Annotated in this window: 14 protein-coding genes; 6 read left to right on the plus strand and 8 right to left on the minus strand. The window is 40.2% G+C overall.

What is annotated here, in order from left to right; all coding sequences use genetic code 11:
- Positions 1 to 36: 36 nt before the first annotated feature.
- Complete coding sequence (locus V7K31_RS29555) at positions 37 to 3,732, minus strand: hypothetical protein (RefSeq protein WP_335099702.1); 3,696 nt, start codon at positions 3,730 to 3,732, stop codon at positions 37 to 39.
- A gap of 424 nt (positions 3,733 to 4,156) precedes the next feature.
- On the opposite strand from V7K31_RS29555, the gene V7K31_RS29560 reads away from it, so the two are divergent.
- Positions 4,157 to 6,955 carry a DUF3131 domain-containing protein gene (locus tag V7K31_RS29560; protein WP_335099704.1) on the plus strand — a complete coding sequence of 933 codons (2,799 nt, stop codon included), beginning with the start codon at positions 4,157 to 4,159 and terminating at the stop codon, positions 6,953 to 6,955.
- A 237-nt stretch (positions 6,956 to 7,192) separates the two neighbouring features.
- Here the strand turns inward: V7K31_RS29560 and V7K31_RS29565 are convergent, their stop codons facing one another.
- A complete protein-coding gene (locus V7K31_RS29565) occupies positions 7,193 to 8,077 on the minus strand; it encodes a ParA family protein (RefSeq protein ID WP_335099706.1) in 885 nt (294 codons plus the stop codon).
- 334 nt (positions 8,078 to 8,411) lie between these two features.
- Here V7K31_RS29565 and V7K31_RS29570 point away from each other — a divergent pair, with 334 nt between their 5' ends.
- Positions 8,412 to 9,587: a homospermidine biosynthesis protein gene (locus tag V7K31_RS29570; RefSeq protein ID WP_335099708.1), complete on the plus strand. Its 1,176-nt coding sequence runs from the start codon at positions 8,412 to 8,414 to the stop codon at positions 9,585 to 9,587.
- Between the two features lie 391 nt (positions 9,588 to 9,978).
- Here the strand turns inward: V7K31_RS29570 and V7K31_RS29575 are convergent, their stop codons facing one another.
- Positions 9,979 to 10,434 (minus strand): adenylate/guanylate cyclase domain-containing protein, encoded by a 456-nt coding sequence (locus tag V7K31_RS29575; RefSeq protein WP_335099710.1) that lies wholly within the window; start codon positions 10,432 to 10,434, stop codon positions 9,979 to 9,981.
- Between the two features lie 147 nt (positions 10,435 to 10,581).
- Here V7K31_RS29575 and V7K31_RS29580 point away from each other — a divergent pair, with 147 nt between their 5' ends.
- Together V7K31_RS29580 and V7K31_RS29585 are read left to right on the plus strand one after the other, a co-directional pair.
- On the plus strand, positions 10,582 to 12,072 hold the full coding sequence (locus V7K31_RS29580; protein WP_335099712.1) for an ABC transporter permease subunit: 1,491 nt from the start codon (positions 10,582 to 10,584) through the stop codon (positions 12,070 to 12,072).
- Entirely contained in the window at positions 12,065 to 12,799 is a 735-nt protein-coding gene (locus tag V7K31_RS29585; protein WP_335099714.1) for an amino acid ABC transporter ATP-binding protein, read from the plus strand. The genes V7K31_RS29580 and V7K31_RS29585 overlap by 8 nt, the downstream gene beginning before the upstream one ends.
- On the opposite strand, the gene V7K31_RS29590 is transcribed toward V7K31_RS29585, so the two are convergent.
- From V7K31_RS29590 to V7K31_RS29600, 3 genes are read right to left on the minus strand one after another with little or no spacing between them, the layout of a single operon-like run.
- Positions 12,796 to 13,362, minus strand: coding sequence for an NUDIX hydrolase (locus tag V7K31_RS29590; protein WP_335099716.1), 567 nt, complete (start codon positions 13,360 to 13,362; stop codon positions 12,796 to 12,798). The two genes, V7K31_RS29585 and V7K31_RS29590, sit on opposite strands and share 4 nt — an antisense overlap.
- A gap of 24 nt (positions 13,363 to 13,386) precedes the next feature.
- Entirely contained in the window at positions 13,387 to 13,830 is a 444-nt protein-coding gene (locus V7K31_RS29595) for a type II toxin-antitoxin system PemK/MazF family toxin (RefSeq protein WP_335099718.1), read from the minus strand.
- Positions 13,824 to 14,066: an AbrB/MazE/SpoVT family DNA-binding domain-containing protein gene (locus tag V7K31_RS29600; RefSeq protein WP_196522516.1), complete on the minus strand. Its 243-nt coding sequence runs from the start codon at positions 14,064 to 14,066 to the stop codon at positions 13,824 to 13,826. Before V7K31_RS29600 ends, V7K31_RS29595 begins: the two co-directional genes overlap by 7 nt.
- A gap of 549 nt (positions 14,067 to 14,615) precedes the next feature.
- On the opposite strand from V7K31_RS29600, the gene V7K31_RS29605 reads away from it, so the two are divergent.
- The gene (locus V7K31_RS29605; RefSeq protein WP_335099724.1) at positions 14,616 to 15,206 is read left to right on the plus strand and encodes an NADPH-dependent FMN reductase; all 591 of its coding nucleotides are present in this window, start codon (positions 14,616 to 14,618) and stop codon (positions 15,204 to 15,206) included.
- A 39-nt stretch (positions 15,207 to 15,245) separates the two neighbouring features.
- On the opposite strand, the gene V7K31_RS29610 is transcribed toward V7K31_RS29605, so the two are convergent.
- Positions 15,246 to 15,455, minus strand: a complete 210-nt coding sequence (locus V7K31_RS29610) for a hypothetical protein (RefSeq protein WP_335099727.1) — start codon at positions 15,453 to 15,455, stop codon at positions 15,246 to 15,248.
- Between V7K31_RS29610 and V7K31_RS29615 the strand changes: the two genes are divergently transcribed.
- Positions 15,454 to 15,609 carry a hypothetical protein gene (locus V7K31_RS29615; protein ID WP_335099730.1) on the plus strand — a complete coding sequence of 52 codons (156 nt, stop codon included), beginning with the start codon at positions 15,454 to 15,456 and terminating at the stop codon, positions 15,607 to 15,609. The two genes, V7K31_RS29610 and V7K31_RS29615, sit on opposite strands and share 2 nt — an antisense overlap.
- A gap of 199 nt (positions 15,610 to 15,808) precedes the next feature.
- Here the strand turns inward: V7K31_RS29615 and V7K31_RS29620 are convergent, their stop codons facing one another.
- Entirely contained in the window at positions 15,809 to 16,885 is a 1,077-nt protein-coding gene (locus V7K31_RS29620; protein ID WP_335099732.1) for an alpha/beta hydrolase, read from the minus strand.
- Positions 16,886 to 16,970: the final 85 nt, after the last annotated feature.

Consider the following 16,970-nt stretch of genomic DNA (forward strand, 5'->3'; position numbering starts at 1 on the left):
CGTTTTGTTTGAAAGGCGATTTCCCGAAGCTACACTTCATGCTTTAACATCAATACAAAATAGCGTATTGTCTTTGATATAGTACAAATCAAACCGCTCATACAGCTTGTTATATTTTTTGAAATCTAGCAATTGCTCAAAACCATAAATGATTTTTATGGCTTTCCACTCTTTGCCTTTGAAAACTACATCTTTAATCCAGCGTTCTGTAAAATTTTCAGTTAGCGATGGATACAACACATCGTAAAAGAAATGTGGACGCGGAATATAAGTATTAAAAACTTCTGGTTGTGGAATCAACTTGTTGTATAATTTGTAGATTAAATCAGTCGAAGGATCTAGCGATCCAATTTCATTGCCTTCCAAGTCATAGCCTTGGGCATTTGTTTTTAGATATTCAGGATATAACCGCTTCTGGTAAGGATAGATTTTTTCACCATTGATGCTATCGCTGATAATCTGGAACTTTTTGCCGTCTTCCTCCTCTGAAGCTAAATATGGGGTAAACTCAGGTTGTTCCGGGTTGTGATAAAATAATGACTCAATAAAATCATCAGAAAATAGTTTTAACTCTCGTAACTTTTTCAGATACCTGTCTGGCTCTTTAAAAACAACTGGATCGCGTAAAGCATCCCACATTTTTGTGATGGCAAAGGCGTTTTTATCTTGGTGAAAATTATCAATCTCATCTAACATTTTTTCTCTAAAAGTTTGGAAATGCAGAGAAGCATTAGTCTCATGATAGACATGCTCATCATAATCATTAATCGCTCGTTTCTTCTCTTCCTCTTGAACACTTAAGTAAACTTTGTGGTTGTTAACGGAAAGTTTACGAATTTCATTGGACTCTTCGCGCTCCAGGTATCTGTAAAAATTCACTAAATTTTTTCGGGTTTCTTGATTAACAAAAATCTTTACCACTTGGTTTGGAAAATCACGTCTCTCAGCTCTACCGATAGCTTGCAAAACTTCTTTGCCTAATAAAATTTGGTGTTGCTGCTCTCGAAATGCTCCAGCTTCCGGTTGGCTCAGGTATTTGTTGAAATCAAAGATTTCAATATTAGATTCACCCAAATTTACAATACTTTTCATCAATGCAAAATGGTAAAGTGTAGTAGATTTTTCATAATCTATTGACTTCTTAAGTGACGGTTTCATTACTGTATAATAACTATCCATTAACAAAACCAAAGAGTCGAAATCTTTTTCATCACCGTTATGGTTCCTTATGATAGGATTTAATCCTTTGGAAGCTGACTGATAAGCCGATATAAAGAAAATTTTCTGCCCTTCTTCTTCAACAAGCTCATCCAAATATGTTTGTTGGGTTGTTTTATCGTAGTAAATACTATTGAATGATGCCTCATATAAAATGATTTTAATCCGAATATTACTCTGATCTTTTTGAGGCTTCACATTAACATAATATATGTTTGGATGGTTTGGTGATTTCTCAAATACAAAATTAGTATTATGAACTTTATCCCAAAAGTTCATCAATTTTTTAATCCAACGTAGGGTTTGTGTAAAAGCAATGGTTTCTTGAACTGAATCATCTTCAAAAAGGTAAAACAAGAAACGAATAAAATTGTTTAGTTCTTGTATTTTGTAACTACCCAACCAAGTACTATCATTCTTACAATCATCGATAAAATCTTTTAAAATATTTTTTTCAAATCGTTCTGCAACTTCTTGAGTTTTGTTATTTGGGAAAGATGATAAATTCTCGTTGAAAAAATTTACTGTAATCTGTCGCTTTGCCTCACGCTGATCTCTGATTTCTTCACAAAGCAAGATTTCTTCTTCAACCATTGCCTTAAAGGAACTTTGACCAGATTCATTACGCAAATTATCTTCTAAATAACGCATATCATAACTTGTGCTTAAATCCCCAAGAATTCCCCCGGTTGCTGAAATAATAAAAATCACATTGCCGTTATTAGCTAGCATGGAATTTATCTTCTCTTCAGGCGAAGTTAATATAGCAGTACTACCAATAGAAACTTCTCTAAGTTGGTCAGCAATCAGATCATTTTTTGAATTTTGATAACGAGAAATTTCTTTAATATTTATGATAGACTTATAGCTTTCATAGACATAGGCACGGTTTAAGTATTTGAGCAGTTGATTTTGCGATATGCTTTCTTCACTCGCTTTTTGAACTCTGGCTATCTGTTTCGACCAAATATCTAAAGAACGGGATTGAGAATCCTCAGCATTCAGAACATTAGCCAGAAAATCTTTGATGGGTTTGATTTGCGATCGAACAGCCAGAATTGCATAAATCAATTCTGCTACAGAGGTATTATTTGAAACTTTTTCCTCAGTGATACGAACGTGCCCACCGGAAGGTCTGGTTAAAAATAATTTTTTCAGAGGTTCGATGTTGTAGATGTATAGATTATTATATGAGAAAATATTCATCAACTCATCACTGATTTGGTTGTAAAGCTTCTGAGGAATCAACAAACTTCTATTATTCTGGAATTTGGAAAAAACTCTGGATAAGATTTCAAAATCCAATACAATGGGATTCTCTTTATCATAATCATCAAAAATCCCAACAATTTCTTTCAGTGAGTTCTCAAGCCCTTTTTTAATCGTTATTACTTGTTCCAAAAAATTGATAGAGTTCCCTTCATCAGAAATAAGCTTTTGATATATGTCTGCATACTTTTGCAGTTTTACTTCAAGAGGTTTGCCTTTTTCAAAGTGTTCTTTAAATTCGTGTAAAGCTCCCTTATTTTTCTCAATAAAATTTAGGAATTCTCTGTTTTCATTGTTTTGGGTTGAAAAGAGAATAGAAAATTCCCTATTGATAGATGAGAGTGCATTATTGATTGCCAGCATTTGAGGGGAGATGATATCAATCTTCTTATCTAACATAATTTGATAGCCATCTTCCTGCTCATCAAAGGCAAGGATAAACTTTACGGAGTTGTTTGTTTCCTGAATAACGTATTTATCAAGATGGCTGCTTTTCTTTACCCATGTTTTCTCATTATGCTTAAAATATGGAATAGACGTTTCAAATTTATCATAAGTTAGCATCACAATACCAGATTTCTCTCGCAGAAGATGCAGGGGGAAAAATATTTCAATCAACTTTAAACATTCATTTGGCCAACTTCCTTGATCCAATTTACATTTAATGAGGAATTCTAAAAAACTTTCAAATAAATTATTCAGTTCACGTTTTGCTTTCTTCTCCTCAGAATCATTAAATTTATCATCCCCAAAATCTGTCTTTTTTACAAATTCAAGGCGATTTATTACATCTTTTATTTTCTCAAGTTTTTGACGACTTTCCTGAACCTTTTCATGAGGATATACTTTTGAATCGATCTTCCAGAAGTTTGTGTTATTTAGGATTGAAGGTATCCATTCTTTGTATTTTTTGATAAATTCATCCGCCGTTTTCATTTCTAATGAATTTAGTTTATAGACGGGAATATCTGGGTATTGGCTTGCAACTGGAGTTGGAACACATAAATGTTCTCTCAATGGGGCAACATATATGCCTATTATTTGAATATTTGGATGATCTTCAATCGTTTTATATATTGCTTGAAACAATTGATGAGTTTTTCCTGAACCTGTACCATAATTGATGAGTTTGAGTTGGGAACGGTTTTCTCGAAAACTATCTTCAATTGTTGTAAGGTAGGAATTAAGAATTTTGGAACGAGCTGATTCTAACTGCTGCCTAAGAGAGTCTTTTTGCTTGTGCATTACGTGCCATCACTTTATCTAGGGTAAATATATAACACCCCTGAGCTTGGTTGACTGACAAATCTTTAGGCAAGTCCAGTTGAAATCGGTGTTATCAGGGCAAAGTCGGTCTGCACCGACTATATACGTATAACTTTTCTTAAATATCGAAAATATACCAAAAATTGTCCGTTTATTTACCCAATTCGTCATAAATATATAGAAAGTTTCTCCATAAAATCTCTTTTTGGGCAAAATACAAACTTCTTCCGTATACAGACCCCGTTTAAGGAAACAGTATAGAAAATTTCCGTATAATTCACCCTGATGTCCAGAATTTTTCCGAATATCATAACTAGCGCTACTTTACTCATTCGATACAAATGGATTTATGAATTATAACTGTACAGACTGGCTATAACGCTCCTAACTCTTTCTTTGCAATATGATATATAAACCCCCTCAACAAAAGCTGTTGAGATGGATTGCATTGTTCCTAATTGGAACATTTCTGCAATTGTTGTTCTACATCCCGACACCAGTTTTATCCCAATCCAATAGCTGTAGCAATATTACAGCCCCGCTCACACCAGAGGAACAAACTTACGCTCGTGCTGCTTGGCAGTATTTTGTCAAAAATTATCAGCCAACAACGGGATTTACTAACTCTACCGGAGGTTATCCTTCGGGTACACTCTGGGATATGGGTAATTACCTGATGGCATTGAATGCTGCACGATGGTTAAATCTTACCGACCAAGCAGACTTTGATGTTCGCCTGAATAAGTTTTTGACGACTCTCAACAGCTTGAAGTTATTTGAAGATACCTTACCCAATAAAGTCTATAATGCAGCCACCGCAAAGATGGTTGATTATGGTAATAATCCACTTGAACGGGGTATTGGTTGGTCTGCTTTGGATGTCGGGCGAATACTAGCGGCGTTTGATGTCATCCGCACCTGTCATCCTCAATATAATGAGTGGCTCAAAGGAATTGTCGCAAAGTGGCAAGTAGCGCGATCGCTCAAAGATGGAGAACTTTTTGGCGCGACTGTTCTCCCAGATAACAAAACGTTACTGGTGCAAGAAGGACGACTTGGCTACGAAGAATACGGCGCTAGAGGTTATGGACTTTGGGGTTTCTCTGCACCCAAAGCTATTTCCCTGGAACCGTTTAAGTTAGTTGAAATTAACGGTGTGCAAATTCCCGTTGATACCCGTGACTTTAAAACCACCAATGCTAATAATTATGTTGTTAGTGAGTCTTATATCCTTGATGGAATTGAATTTGGTTTGCAAGGTGAGTTAGCTGATTTTGCTGCAAGGGTTTTAGATGTGCAAAAACGGCGTTTTGATACCACAGGGCAGTTGACTGCCGTTACAGAAGATAATATTGACCAAGCGCCTTATTTTCTTTACAACACCGTCTATGCCAACGGTGCAACCTGGGCAACAATCACCGATGCTAATCAACCTTACCCACAGTTTCGCAGCATCAGTACAAAAGCTGCTTTTGGTTGGCGTTACCTTTTTCCAGATAATGCCTATGCCCAAAAAGTTTTTGATGCAGTCAAGGATCTCCGCAGTCCTGATGATAGTGGTTACTATGCTGGTATTTATGAAGAATCAAAACAACCCAACAAAGCTTTGACAGGTAATACTAATGGGTTAATTTTGGAGATTTTATACTACAAAGCTAGGGGAAATCACCCTTTAATTGCTTCGACTTCTGCGAGTGTGTCTACTGGTAAGCCCACTGAGAATGCTTCTTCTGCAACCCCTGCAAATTCTACTGTTACACCTGCGATCGCAACCCCTGCGGACACTTCTACTAAAGTCATAGAAGTGACCGTTGCACCTATTCCACCAGTGGCTAATCCTGAATCATCATCTAACCTGAAACTAGATCGATCGCTAACGATTATTGAACGGCGCTATGCAGGTGCGGCTTGGGGATACTTTCAAGCAAATTATCATTCTAAGAGTGGGCTGATAGACGATCGCAGTGATTTCAAAGGTGCAACTTTCTGGGGATTGGGAGATTATCTGGCAGCACTCCATGCAGCGCGATCGCTCAATATAATTACCCCGAAAGAATTTGACGGGCGCACCCGACATCTTTTAGCAGCCTTGACAAAGTTACCTTTGTTTGCTGGTGAATTGCCGAGTCGGAGTTATGATACGCGATCGCTCCAACCAATAGATTATGGTGGAAATCCAGCCCCACAAGGAAACGGTTGGTCAGCTTTAGATTTAGGTAGAATGCTGGCAGCGCTTTACAACTTAAAAACCTGTCATCCAGAATACACGGCTGCCGTCGATAAAATTGTGCTGGATTGGTCATACTTGCGTGTGGTGCGTGAAGGTATTCTCTCCAGTGCCACAACTACCAAAGAACAAGATGGGGGAGTTCATACCCGCGTCAATCCTGAAACCCGCTTAGGTTATGAGGAATATGCAGCTCGGGCTTTTCAATTATGGGGATTTAATGTTGAGCATTCTGCTGTTGGCGGTGAATATCAAACTGCCTCAGTAGAGGGAGTGAAAGTACCAACCCAACGCCATCGCACAGATACTAAGTCCAAAGTTAACCAATACACAGTTAGCAATCCTTTCTTACTCTATGCACTGGAGTTTGGACTAGATCCACAAATGCGATCGCTCTTTGAACCAATTTTCCAGGCGCAAGCTGAACGTTACCGTCACACTAACATCCTCACAGCTTCAGCTACCACTTTGATTGATCGTAAACCTTACACTGTTCACAGTACAATTACTGGGCACGGTGAGTCTTGGGTGGCTTTAGGAGACGATGGTAAACTAATACCAAAGGGGCGATTGGTAAGTACAGCAGTCGCTTTTGCCTATCATGCCTTGCTTCCAGAAAATAAGTACACTCAAGAGTTACTGCAAGCAACGACTGATTTATATAATCCATTAGTGGGATTTTATGAGGGCTTCTATGAAACCACAGGTAAAACAGCAATTGGTTTCACCAGCAGCACCAACAGTATGATTTTGCAATCATTGCTATACGAAGTGACGAATGGACAACCCCTAATTCGTCCGACTACCAGCATGAAATCTCCTTGGTGGCAAGAAGTTACTAAGGGAGATTCTGGGCGAGGTTTACCCAACACTGCTACACAACAAACCAAGTTAATTTCTCATAGTTCTGGAAGTTACTGGGTTTCAGGTAGCGAAAATACTACGTTAGGAAGTGGTACAAAAGTTACAAATTGAACAATAAATGTTTCGCGCAGTCCCCACCTAAAAATACTATAAAAACATCTAGATTTTAGGTGGGGTTCTTCGGGTTTAATAAGTAATCAAGCGGACATGATATTAAGCCCCTAAATTTATTTATGTCAAAAAGCTCAAAAATAGCAACCTTAATTGATTTGGGAAAATCGAAAGCTTAAGATTTCCGACTTATTTAATAAGTCGGAAATCGTGTTATTTCTGACTGGTTTAGCTTTGCTATAGCTTTTGCAACAACTCCTGAGTTAACTGAAAGAACGCTTTTGAACCAGCTGATTGGGAAGCAATTAAAACAGCTGGCATAAAACTATCAACAGCCTTAGCAACATTGACATCAACTGGTATTTGTACTTTACAAATTTTTTCTACACCAAAATCTTCAACAACGCGGTGCATCACTTGTTTATAGTATCTGCCAGTGAGAAGGTTAGCGCTGGACATACTAAATACAATTCCCAGCATTTTTATATCTATCTTGCTTTCATGTCCGTGACTGTCTTTTAATTTTGCAATCCGTCTTTCTAATAGTTGAATACCCACTATAGATAAAGGTTCTGGTTTAGCAGGAAGTATGTAGTAATCGCTGGCAGCTAAAGCGCTACGAGTCAATAGATTATAGCCCGGTGCACAATCGAGAAGAATAAAATCATATTCTTGACGTACTGGTTTTAAGATGTTATTAATCAAGACTCTTTCAAAGCGATTCCAAATCATTTCAAAGTCCTGTTCACCCAAAGCAGTTGCTTGTTTATGCAGCATTTCTGACACAACAAATTCATCATACAAGTCGATATCTCCTGGTAATAAATCCAGTCCTGGAAGATTACAAACCGGCGATTGAATGATATCTTTAATTGTTAGTTTTGCTTGTGGGTCTGGATTGATAACTTCGTCTATTAGATACCTAAATGTCTTGCTTTCTTTACGACGCTTGGCAAAATCTAAAGGCGACATTAAACTTAGTGTGGCGCTAATTTGGGTGTCTAAATCAAGAACAAGCACCCGCTTGCCATGATTTTTAGCTAAACAGGTAGCTAAGTTGACGGTGAGGGTGGTTTTACCAACGCCACCTTTCATATTTGCAGTAGCAATTACATATCCCATTGGTTGAGTCCTCTGTTGACGCATTCCCATCTAGGTAGCGTACACCTATCTCGATCTATTAAATCTTCCATTAAACTTAATATTTTCGGAAACTCATTTGTAGGCGTTGAGGTAGGTGACACGATTTAATCTCAGCCGTTGTGCTGTTTTTTGATCAAAACAGCTAGTTACAGCTATTTTCAGGTAAATAAACCACGCAGTAGGGACACAGCATTGCTGTGCCCTGACGACAGATGTGGTTCAAATAAATGAAAACAGCTATAAATTGCTGTCACTTTGGTTGAAAGCTAGATACCATTAGATTCGGCGTGTTTACTAGTTCGGGAGTGCCAAAATGTCTAAACAGCTGGGTCAAAAAATTGCACCGACACCTATATCAAATGATATCAATGTGGTGGATTTGATTGATCAATACTTCACCGCTTATAACTCAGCGCGGTTGCGGGAAATCTGCCAACTTCTAAGCCGCGATGTGCTAAAGGAAGGTGTCACGGTGGGAGTTAGCCTTTCCGGTGCGATGACACCAGCAGGATTCGGAGTTTCAGCGCTTGCACCCTTAATTCGCAACGGCTTTATTGACTGGATGATTAGCACTGGTGCAAATCTTTACCACGATATGCACTACGGTTTGGGTTTTGAACTCTTTGCTGGTAATCCGTTTTTGGATGATGTGAAACTGCGCCAGGAAGGCACTATTCGCATTTATGACATTATCTTTGGTTACGATGTGCTGCTAGAAACTGATGCCTTCATCCGCAAGATTCTGCAAGGGGAAGCGTTTCAGAAGCGCATGGGAACGGCTGAGTTTCACTATTTATTGGGTAAGTATGTTCGGGAAGTAGAAAAGCAATTGGGTGTGCAGCATTCCTGCTTGCTGGCGACAGCTTATGAGTATGGAGTGCCTATATATACGTCTTCTCCAGGAGATAGTTCAATTGGGATGAACGTGGCGGCTTTAGCTTTGGAAGGTTCGCAGTTGGTGATAGATCCATCAATTGACGTAAATGAGACGGCTGCGATCGCATATAATGCCCGTGAATCAGGAGGTAAAAGTGCGGCTGTAATTCTCGGTGGCGGTAGTCCTAAGAACTTTTTGCTACAAACTCAACCGCAACTTCACGAAGTATTGGGGCTAGAAGAACGAGGACACGATTACTTTGTGCAGTTTACGGATGCGCGTCCAGATACAGGCGGTTTGTCTGGAGCAACCCCATCGGAAGCCGTCAGCTGGGGTAAGATTGACCCGGAAGAGTTAGCTAACACAATTGTTTGTTATACCGATAGCACCATCGCTCTACCACTGGTGACAGCATACGTGTTGAATAAGTGCCAGCCTCGTCCCCTGAAGCGTGTGTACGACAGGCGAGAAGCCATTTTGGATAAGCTGCAAAAAGATTATCTAGCAGCCAAAACCCGACCATCGGATCAGATTCCAGCAGCAATGGCTGACAGTGCTTCACAGCAAACAGCGACTTATCCCTGCGGTCGGCTGATTCCGAATGCTAATTAGGGAGTAGGGAGTAGGGAGTAGGATTCAAAGCATCTCTCCTTTTAGGCTACCGTGTACACACAAGTCTCTCTTGACGCAATTTACAGTTTATCGAATAGCCCAAAGAAACCTCACCCTGGTTTTGCTTGTGCAAAACCTGTCCCTCTCCTTAGTAAGGAGAGGGATGTCCGTCAGGACAGGGTGAGGTTTTTGTTTTGGGTAATTCGATGACTGACTTATGTGTACACCGTAGCCTAATAAGGAGAGAGGTCAGATCGGGAGCATCTCTGTTTTGCAAATATACCAGATGAGAAACAAGATTCTTGCTCCCTCTCCAAAGCATCCCAGAGGGTTGGGGTGAGGTTTTATAAGGTTTTTTACGAAAGTGAGACGCTCCCTGTCAGATCGCTTCTCAGTTTTGCCCAATCAACAAATAAGTTGTCATTTTCCCTATGCCTTGAACTTCGATTTCGCCCCGCTTTTCAAATGAAAATTCATCAGACAAACACTTATAAGTATCTTCTGTAACCTGGATTTTACCAGCAATACCTTGGGATTCCATGCAGCTAGAGATGTTTGCCGTGTCTCCCCAGAGATCATAAGTAAAGTTGTTGAGGTCAATTACTCCCGCCACTACAGTACCGCTATGGATGCCGATACGAATGCTGAAGTTTTGGTTATTCTCAGTATTAAATAGAGCGATCGCAGTTTTCATATGCAGTGCCATTTGAGCGATCGCTTGAGCATGATCTGGGCGGTGCATAGGTAAGCCACCAACTACCATATAAGCATCGCTAATGGTTTTGATTCTCTCTAAACTATATCGCTCGGCGAGGCGATCGAAAGTTGAGAAAAGAGCCAACGACAAAGGAGTTAGATCGCAATACGCTTGGGTTAAGGCTAAAACTCTTTATTAAAGTCAATTTTTTTAACGAACTGCCCCGTCAACGCCTCTGGTCTGGTAGATAAAGACACAAAGAGAAGGAAGAAATACTTAACCGAACTGTATTGGATTATGAAAAAAAAGAAAGTATGGCTATTAACAATCCTGGTTGTAGCAGTAGTAGGAATCAGCATCATCACAGGACATAGTAATTCTCTAAAAGCTGCTTCATCTTTAGGCAAAGACACGCTGACGGTGATTACTTCCCCAGATTATCCTCCTTATGAGTTTTATGATACGAAAGGAGGCGATCGCCAAATCGTTGGCTTTGATATAGATATTGCCAAAACCCTTGCTCAAAAATTAGGGTTTAAACTTCAAATAATGGAATCAGATTTTAATGGATTAATTCCTGCACTGCAAGCAAATCGCGCTGACTTTGTAATGGCTGGGATGACTCCGACTCCAGAACGTCAGAAAAATATTGATTTTTCAATTATTTATTACGAAGCTAAAGATACAATTGTCGCTCCTAAAGGTAGCAACCTGAAGCAGCCCCAAGACTTATCAGGCAAAAAGGTTGGGGTACAACTAGGAACGATACAGGAACAAAATGCCCAGAAAATTGCTCAAAAAGTTGCGGGTATTCAGCTAAAGCAACTCAACAAAGTGCCGGAAGTAGTTCAGGAAATCAAATCTGGGCGAATTGACGCAGCAATTGTTGAGGATACTGTCGCTAAGGGATTCGTCCAAGCTAACCCAGATTTAGAATTTAATATTATTCCCTCAAAGGAGGCAAGTGGATCAGCGATCGCTTTTCCCAAAGGTTCTTCTTTTGTAGAACCGTTTAGCAAAGTCCTTCAACAAATGAAGGACGATGGCACATTGGCTAAATTAGTAGTGAAGTGGTTTTCACAGAATACTACCGCTAATCCTGCATCCTCAACTCCTGCCAAAGGCGGATTGAATCTCGACTTCACCAGAATTCTTCCAGATATTCCCTTTATTCTTCGGGGAATTCCTTTAACTTTGTTGTTTACGCTATTATCTGTATCCTTGGGGTTAATCTGGGGAACAATATTGTCTCTATTAAAAATTATCGGCATCAAGCCGCTTACCTGGGTTGCTAACGCCTACACCTCTGTTTTCCGAGGCACACCTTTGTTATTACAGTTGGCATTGGTTTACTACGCAACACCCCAGCTTACAGGCTATGACATTTCAGCATTGGAGGCAGGGGTGCTAACTTTTACGCTGAATTCTGGTGCTTATATGTCGGAAACTATCAGGGGTGGGATTCAGGCGGTGGATAAAGGGCAAAGTGAAGCGGCGATGTCTATGGGTGTTCCCTATTGGTTGATGATGTGGGATGTGATTTTTCCCCAAGCATTGAAGAACATTCTCCCCGCATTGGTAAATGAAACTATCGGATTGCTCAAAGATTCCGCACTGGTTTCAACGATTGGGGTAGTAGAAATATTACGCAGCGCCCAAATTGTTGGTGCAAACAAGTATATTTATTTTGAACCACTGCTATTTGCAGGGTTAATCTACTATGTTTTGGTAATGGGTATGACTTTGGGTGCATCCGCTTTAGAAAGGAGGTTACGGCAAAGTGAGTAATGTAGTAATTCGCACGGAATTCTTATCTAAATCCTTTGGCAAACTCGACGTACTCAAAGATATTTCCACTGAGTTTTACCAGGGAGAAGTGGTTGCCATATTAGGCCCTTCTGGTTCAGGTAAGTCTACCTTTCTGCGATGCATAAACTTGCTAGAACAACCCACCAGAGGAAGAATCTACTTTCACGAACAAGAAATCACTAATCCCAAGGTAAACATCGCTAAGGTGCGCCAGCAGTTGGTGATGGTATTTCAACATTTTAATTTGTTTCCCCACATGAGTGTGCTGCAAAATGTCACCTACGCACCCATAAAGGTGAAAGGAATAAACAAGCAGAAAGCAGAACAACAAGGCTTAGAATTGCTTGCTAAGGTAGGTTTAGAGCTAAAAGCAGATGTCTATCCGTCCAAACTCTCCGGGGGACAGAAACAGCGAGTAGCGATCGCTCGTGCATTAGCAATGGAACCAGAGATGATTTTGTTTGATGAACCCACCTCTGCATTAGATCCAGAAATGGTTAAAGATGTGCTGGAAGTGATGAAAGCTTTAGCGGTATCTGGAATGACAATGGCGATCGTTACCCATGAAATGGGCTTTGCTAGAGTTGTTGCCAATCGGATTATGTTCCTCGACCAGGGAAGTTTAGCAGAAGATACTACTCCTGGCGAATTTTTCCAAAATCCTAAGTGCGATCGCGCCAAGCAGTTCTTGGAAAAAATGCTTTAGAACAATTGAAATTCGCCGCTTTTCTTGTATTCTTGAAACTTCTCCAAAACAGGGCAGTCATTTGGCATTAGCTCAGGTAAGTCTGTCAAATCAAAAAATTCCAGCGCCAGCGATTCTCCATCTAAGCAAGCGAGACTACCTGACCATTCAACGGCTCGTAAAATCAAAATGAAGTTTTGCACGCGATCGCCATTGGGATAGGTTACAGTTTCAAAGGCTGGGTTGGAAGAAAACCCCACAGCTTCAAAATGCTTAACCGTTAAACCAGTTTCTTCAAAAACCTCTCGTGCTGAACATTCTTCGGCAGATTCGCCTACCTCTGGACAGCCACCAGGTAGCCCCCAAAGTTTGAAATCACTTCGCTTTTGCAACAAAACGCGCCCCAAGTTATCCTCGATAATCACGCGTGCGCCAAACAACAGAAGTAGGCGCTCACCTACAACTTGTCGTAACTTGCCGAGATAAGAGTCTGACCAATTCGCCATAATCTTTAAAGAAAATCTAAAGGTAGCAAATAGCGATCGCTTGAAAACAGGATAATGCAGATGAAGTTGCGATCGCACTTCTAAATTTAAATAAAATTAGTTTTATAAAATCAATGTTTCCAGCTTTGCCTGTACTTCTTCTATTAAATCCTGTGAAACACTTTCAACAAATTTTGCCCTTCTAGCTGACCAAGATAATGCTTTAATTTGGTCAGCTAACACAACTCCTTTTGTTTGCATTCCCTCAACAAGTGGAACTTCAAACCTAAGCCCTTTTGCGTTGCTGGTTATAGGACACGTTAAAACTAAGGAAGCTAATCGATTGTATTGAATTGGAGATATAACAAGAACAGGGCGATAGCCCCTTTGCTCCCGCCCTTGCTGTTGTAGTTCATTGTTCAATGTCATCGCAATGTCATCAAATGACATTCCTGAGTTGTAAAGGGCAAATGCACGCTGAATTGAATCAACCGTAAACTGCTGTTCTGATCCAAATTCTAATTTGATAATATCTCCTCTTTTGGGAAAGTATTGATTAACTACCAATGCTCATTCCCCACAGCATTTCCAGTTTCAAATTCTGGATGAAATTTATCAGGAGTCATACCTTCAAGCAATTCATCAAGCGTATACTTTTTTCTTTTTCGTGGTGTAACTATAATACTGTTACCTTCCACAGTAATATCAATACCTGTCCCTTCAGTTATATGTGCTTGTTCAGCTACTGCTCTTGGAATCCGAATAGCTAAACTATTTCCCCATTTAGCAACAACTGCGGTCATAGCTATCTCCAAATATTTTGTTAGTGATCTACACGCCCGAACTTTAGATTTTCGGAGTGAAACACTTTTAAAAACTTTGTCTGACGTATATACTTTGAAGATACAGGTTTTGTTAGCGGGTGTCAACACCCCAGGGTTAGCCAATCGTTGACGTCTGGTTGCAGCGCTGCACGTTGCGATAACTTGCGACTTCAACTTCCAACTTCTGTTGTAAGTTGGCTCTTGCACCGGAGATCTGCATGAAAACTTACCTCGCGTTGCAATTTTTGTTGCAGACCGATGTGAGCCGTCCGGGGTTAGCATGAGACTGAACATCCAGGAATCTGGCAATTCTCCATTAAATACGAACGAGGGAATTTATTTGCAGAAGCAGGTTTCTGTAACCCTACTGAAGATGCTTTTGATGAAAGGTAAAAGGTCAAACTCGACTAATTCGCCATAATCTTTAGAGAAAGTTTGTAAAGAAAATCTAAAGGTAGCAAATAGCGATCGCCTGAAAACAGGATAATGCAGCTAAACTGTAAAATCCTTCCCATTCAACCTAGAACTATGGCATCTACACCTAAAATCCTCGCCTTTGCTGGCAGCACCCGGATAGATTCTTATAACAAAAAATTGGTAAAAATTGCGGCGGCTGGCGCTAAGGCAGCAGGGGCAGAAGTGACTTATCTAGACCTCCGCGATTTGCCCCTACCTCTGTTTGATGAAGATTTGGAAGCTCAAGAAGGTCTACCTGCCAACGCCCGGACTTTCAAGGATTTGATGATTTCTCATCAAGGATTGTTGATTGCTTCGCCGGAATATAATAGTTCAATCACAGCAGTTTTAAAAAACGCCATTGACTGGGCATCCCGTCCATCTCCAAATGAAGCACCGTTGGCTGCTTTTGCAGGTAAGGTTGCTACTATTATGAGCGCTTCCCCAGGCGCTCTTGGTGGTTTGCGGGGGTTGGTTCACCTGCGGTCTATTTTGGGAAACATCAAAGTTTTGCTACTACCCGACCAGATAGCCGTACCCAAAGCTTACGAAGCCTTTAACGTCGATGGCACTTTAAAAGATCCTAAACAGCAAGAATCTATTGAAAAGTTAGGCGATAATTTAACAAAGATATTGCTGAAGCTTAATGAGATTTTCCTTTAGTATTATAAGTGTTTACAAGGATACCTGTCTAAATGTTATTTAGCCGCCAGATAAAAGTTTTGCAGTAGAGACATGAGGATGCTTCGGATGTCTGACTAGAGGCGACTTCTTTTTCTTCGGCGTTCGGAGCTGTTTAAGAAAACGGTTCAGATGAACTTTCGCCGCTAAATCCTGAAGCAGCAAAGCGAAATCGGGCAAAGCCAGATCGCCAAAACACAGCCATTCCGTCGGTGGAATCGCAATCATCATGCCACGCGCCCAACTAACGGGCAATGATACTTATCGCCAGAAGCTACTTCATGTAGAGAAAGTTACTCCTATGCGTCAGTGGTCTGCACGTCAAGCTTCCAAATTAAAGAAGAGTGATTACCGCCAAGGCTATCTTGTCCAAAGGAGAAACTAAGGATGTGAAAAAGTATTTTGAGACAATTTGATGAGAGCCATTAGCGTTCTTCAGTATTGAGTTAATTTGAAATTTATTGATAAGGATGCTGAATTAGGTTGTGTTTCAATTATTGTTGAAATTACTTGAAAAGAAACCGTCGTTGGATCTCAAACGACGGTTTCTTCAATAATTCTTCGGTTCTTATCCCAAACTCACGTTACTTTAAATGTTCGGTAAAAAATGACGTGAGTTTATCAAAGGGAATTAACTCAACTCTGTCATATAAATCAACGTGTCCTGCGTTCGGAATGATATACAATTCTTTGGGTTCGGCTGCACGTTTGTAGGCATCCTCACTAAACTCTCTTGAGTGAGCTTTATCACCCGTGATGAAAAGCATAGGACGAGGGGAAATCGTTTCTATATCATTAAACGGGTAAAAATTCATAAACTTAACGTTACTGCTTAACGTCGGGTGCGTTGTGAGTTCCGGCGACCCTCCTTTTGGAGTGTATTCGCCTCTCGGTGTACGGTAGAAATCATAAAACTCACGCTGGATGGGGTCTGTGTTTTCATCTAACTTATGTACAGTCCCACCCGTGTATTTGGTTTCACCATCGGTAAACTCTACATAACGTTGCTTTGCAGCCTCCTCCTGGATTTTCTTTCTCTGCTCAAGGGTCAGCGAATGGTTAAGTGCATTTCGGCTGGCTGCTCCCATATCATACATGCTGACAGTTGCGATCGCTTTCATTCGCGGATCAATCTTAGCGGCACTGATAACAAAGCTTCCGCTACCACAAACTCCAATTATTCCGATTCGGTTTTTGTCAACAAATGGACGCGTCCCAAGAAAGTCAACTGCTGCACTGAAATCTTCAGAATAAATATCAGGCGCAACAGCGTTGCGTGGTTCGCCCTGACTCTCACCCCAGAAAGACAAGTCAAGAGATAAAGTCACAAACCCTCGTTCAGCCATATTTGCAGCATACACGTTGGCACTTTGTTCTTTTACAGCTCCCATAGGATGCCCAACAATGATCGCCGAATGTTTTTTACTTTGATCTAAATTCTTGGGAATAAATAGATGTCCCGCAACATTCATTTTGTATTGGTTTTTAAAAGTAACCTTATACATCGTAACGTTGTCGCTTACCTTAAAAGTTGTATATCCCTTTGGTGTTATTTGTTCCATTTCTGCTGTTTGTTTTGATTGTCCTTTTTGTTCTGTTTGTGTGTAAGCCTGTCCGCTTATCATAAGAGTCATCATCCCTAAAATTAATATATGTTTCATATAATTTATCTCCTTTTCATTATCAGATTTACAGATTGAAATTGTTGCTCTATTAATCTTAAATTTCTCCAAATATTAATCTGCT

The sequence above is a fragment of the Nostoc sp. genome (genome assembly GCF_036917675.1).
Taxonomy (GTDB): Bacteria; Cyanobacteriota; Cyanobacteriia; order Cyanobacteriales; family Nostocaceae; genus Nostoc.

Bases quoted from the DNA above. Each gene is read 5' to 3' on its own strand.
- V7K31_RS29555 (WP_335099702.1), bottom strand. From the start codon at position 3,732: ATGCACAAGCAAAAAGACTCTCTTAGGCAGCAGTTAGAATCAGCTCGT.
- V7K31_RS29560 (WP_335099704.1), top strand. From the start codon at position 4,157: ATGATATATAAACCCCCTCAACAAAAGCTGTTGAGATGGATTGCATTG.
- V7K31_RS29565 (WP_335099706.1), bottom strand. From the start codon at position 8,077: ATGGGATATGTAATTGCTACTGCAAATATGAAAGGTGGCGTTGGTAAA.
- V7K31_RS29570 (WP_335099708.1), top strand. From the start codon at position 8,412: ATGTCTAAACAGCTGGGTCAAAAAATTGCACCGACACCTATATCAAAT.
- V7K31_RS29580 (WP_335099712.1), top strand. From the start codon at position 10,582: ATGAAAAAAAAGAAAGTATGGCTATTAACAATCCTGGTTGTAGCAGTA.
- V7K31_RS29600 (WP_196522516.1), bottom strand. From the start codon at position 14,066: ATGACCGCAGTTGTTGCTAAATGGGGAAATAGTTTAGCTATTCGGATT.
- V7K31_RS29605 (WP_335099724.1), top strand. From the start codon at position 14,616: ATGGCATCTACACCTAAAATCCTCGCCTTTGCTGGCAGCACCCGGATA.
- V7K31_RS29615 (WP_335099730.1), top strand. From the start codon at position 15,454: ATGCCACGCGCCCAACTAACGGGCAATGATACTTATCGCCAGAAGCTA.
- V7K31_RS29610 (WP_335099727.1), bottom strand. From the start codon at position 15,455: ATGATGATTGCGATTCCACCGACGGAATGGCTGTGTTTTGGCGATCTG.
- V7K31_RS29620 (WP_335099732.1), bottom strand. From the start codon at position 16,885: ATGAAACATATATTAATTTTAGGGATGATGACTCTTATGATAAGCGGA.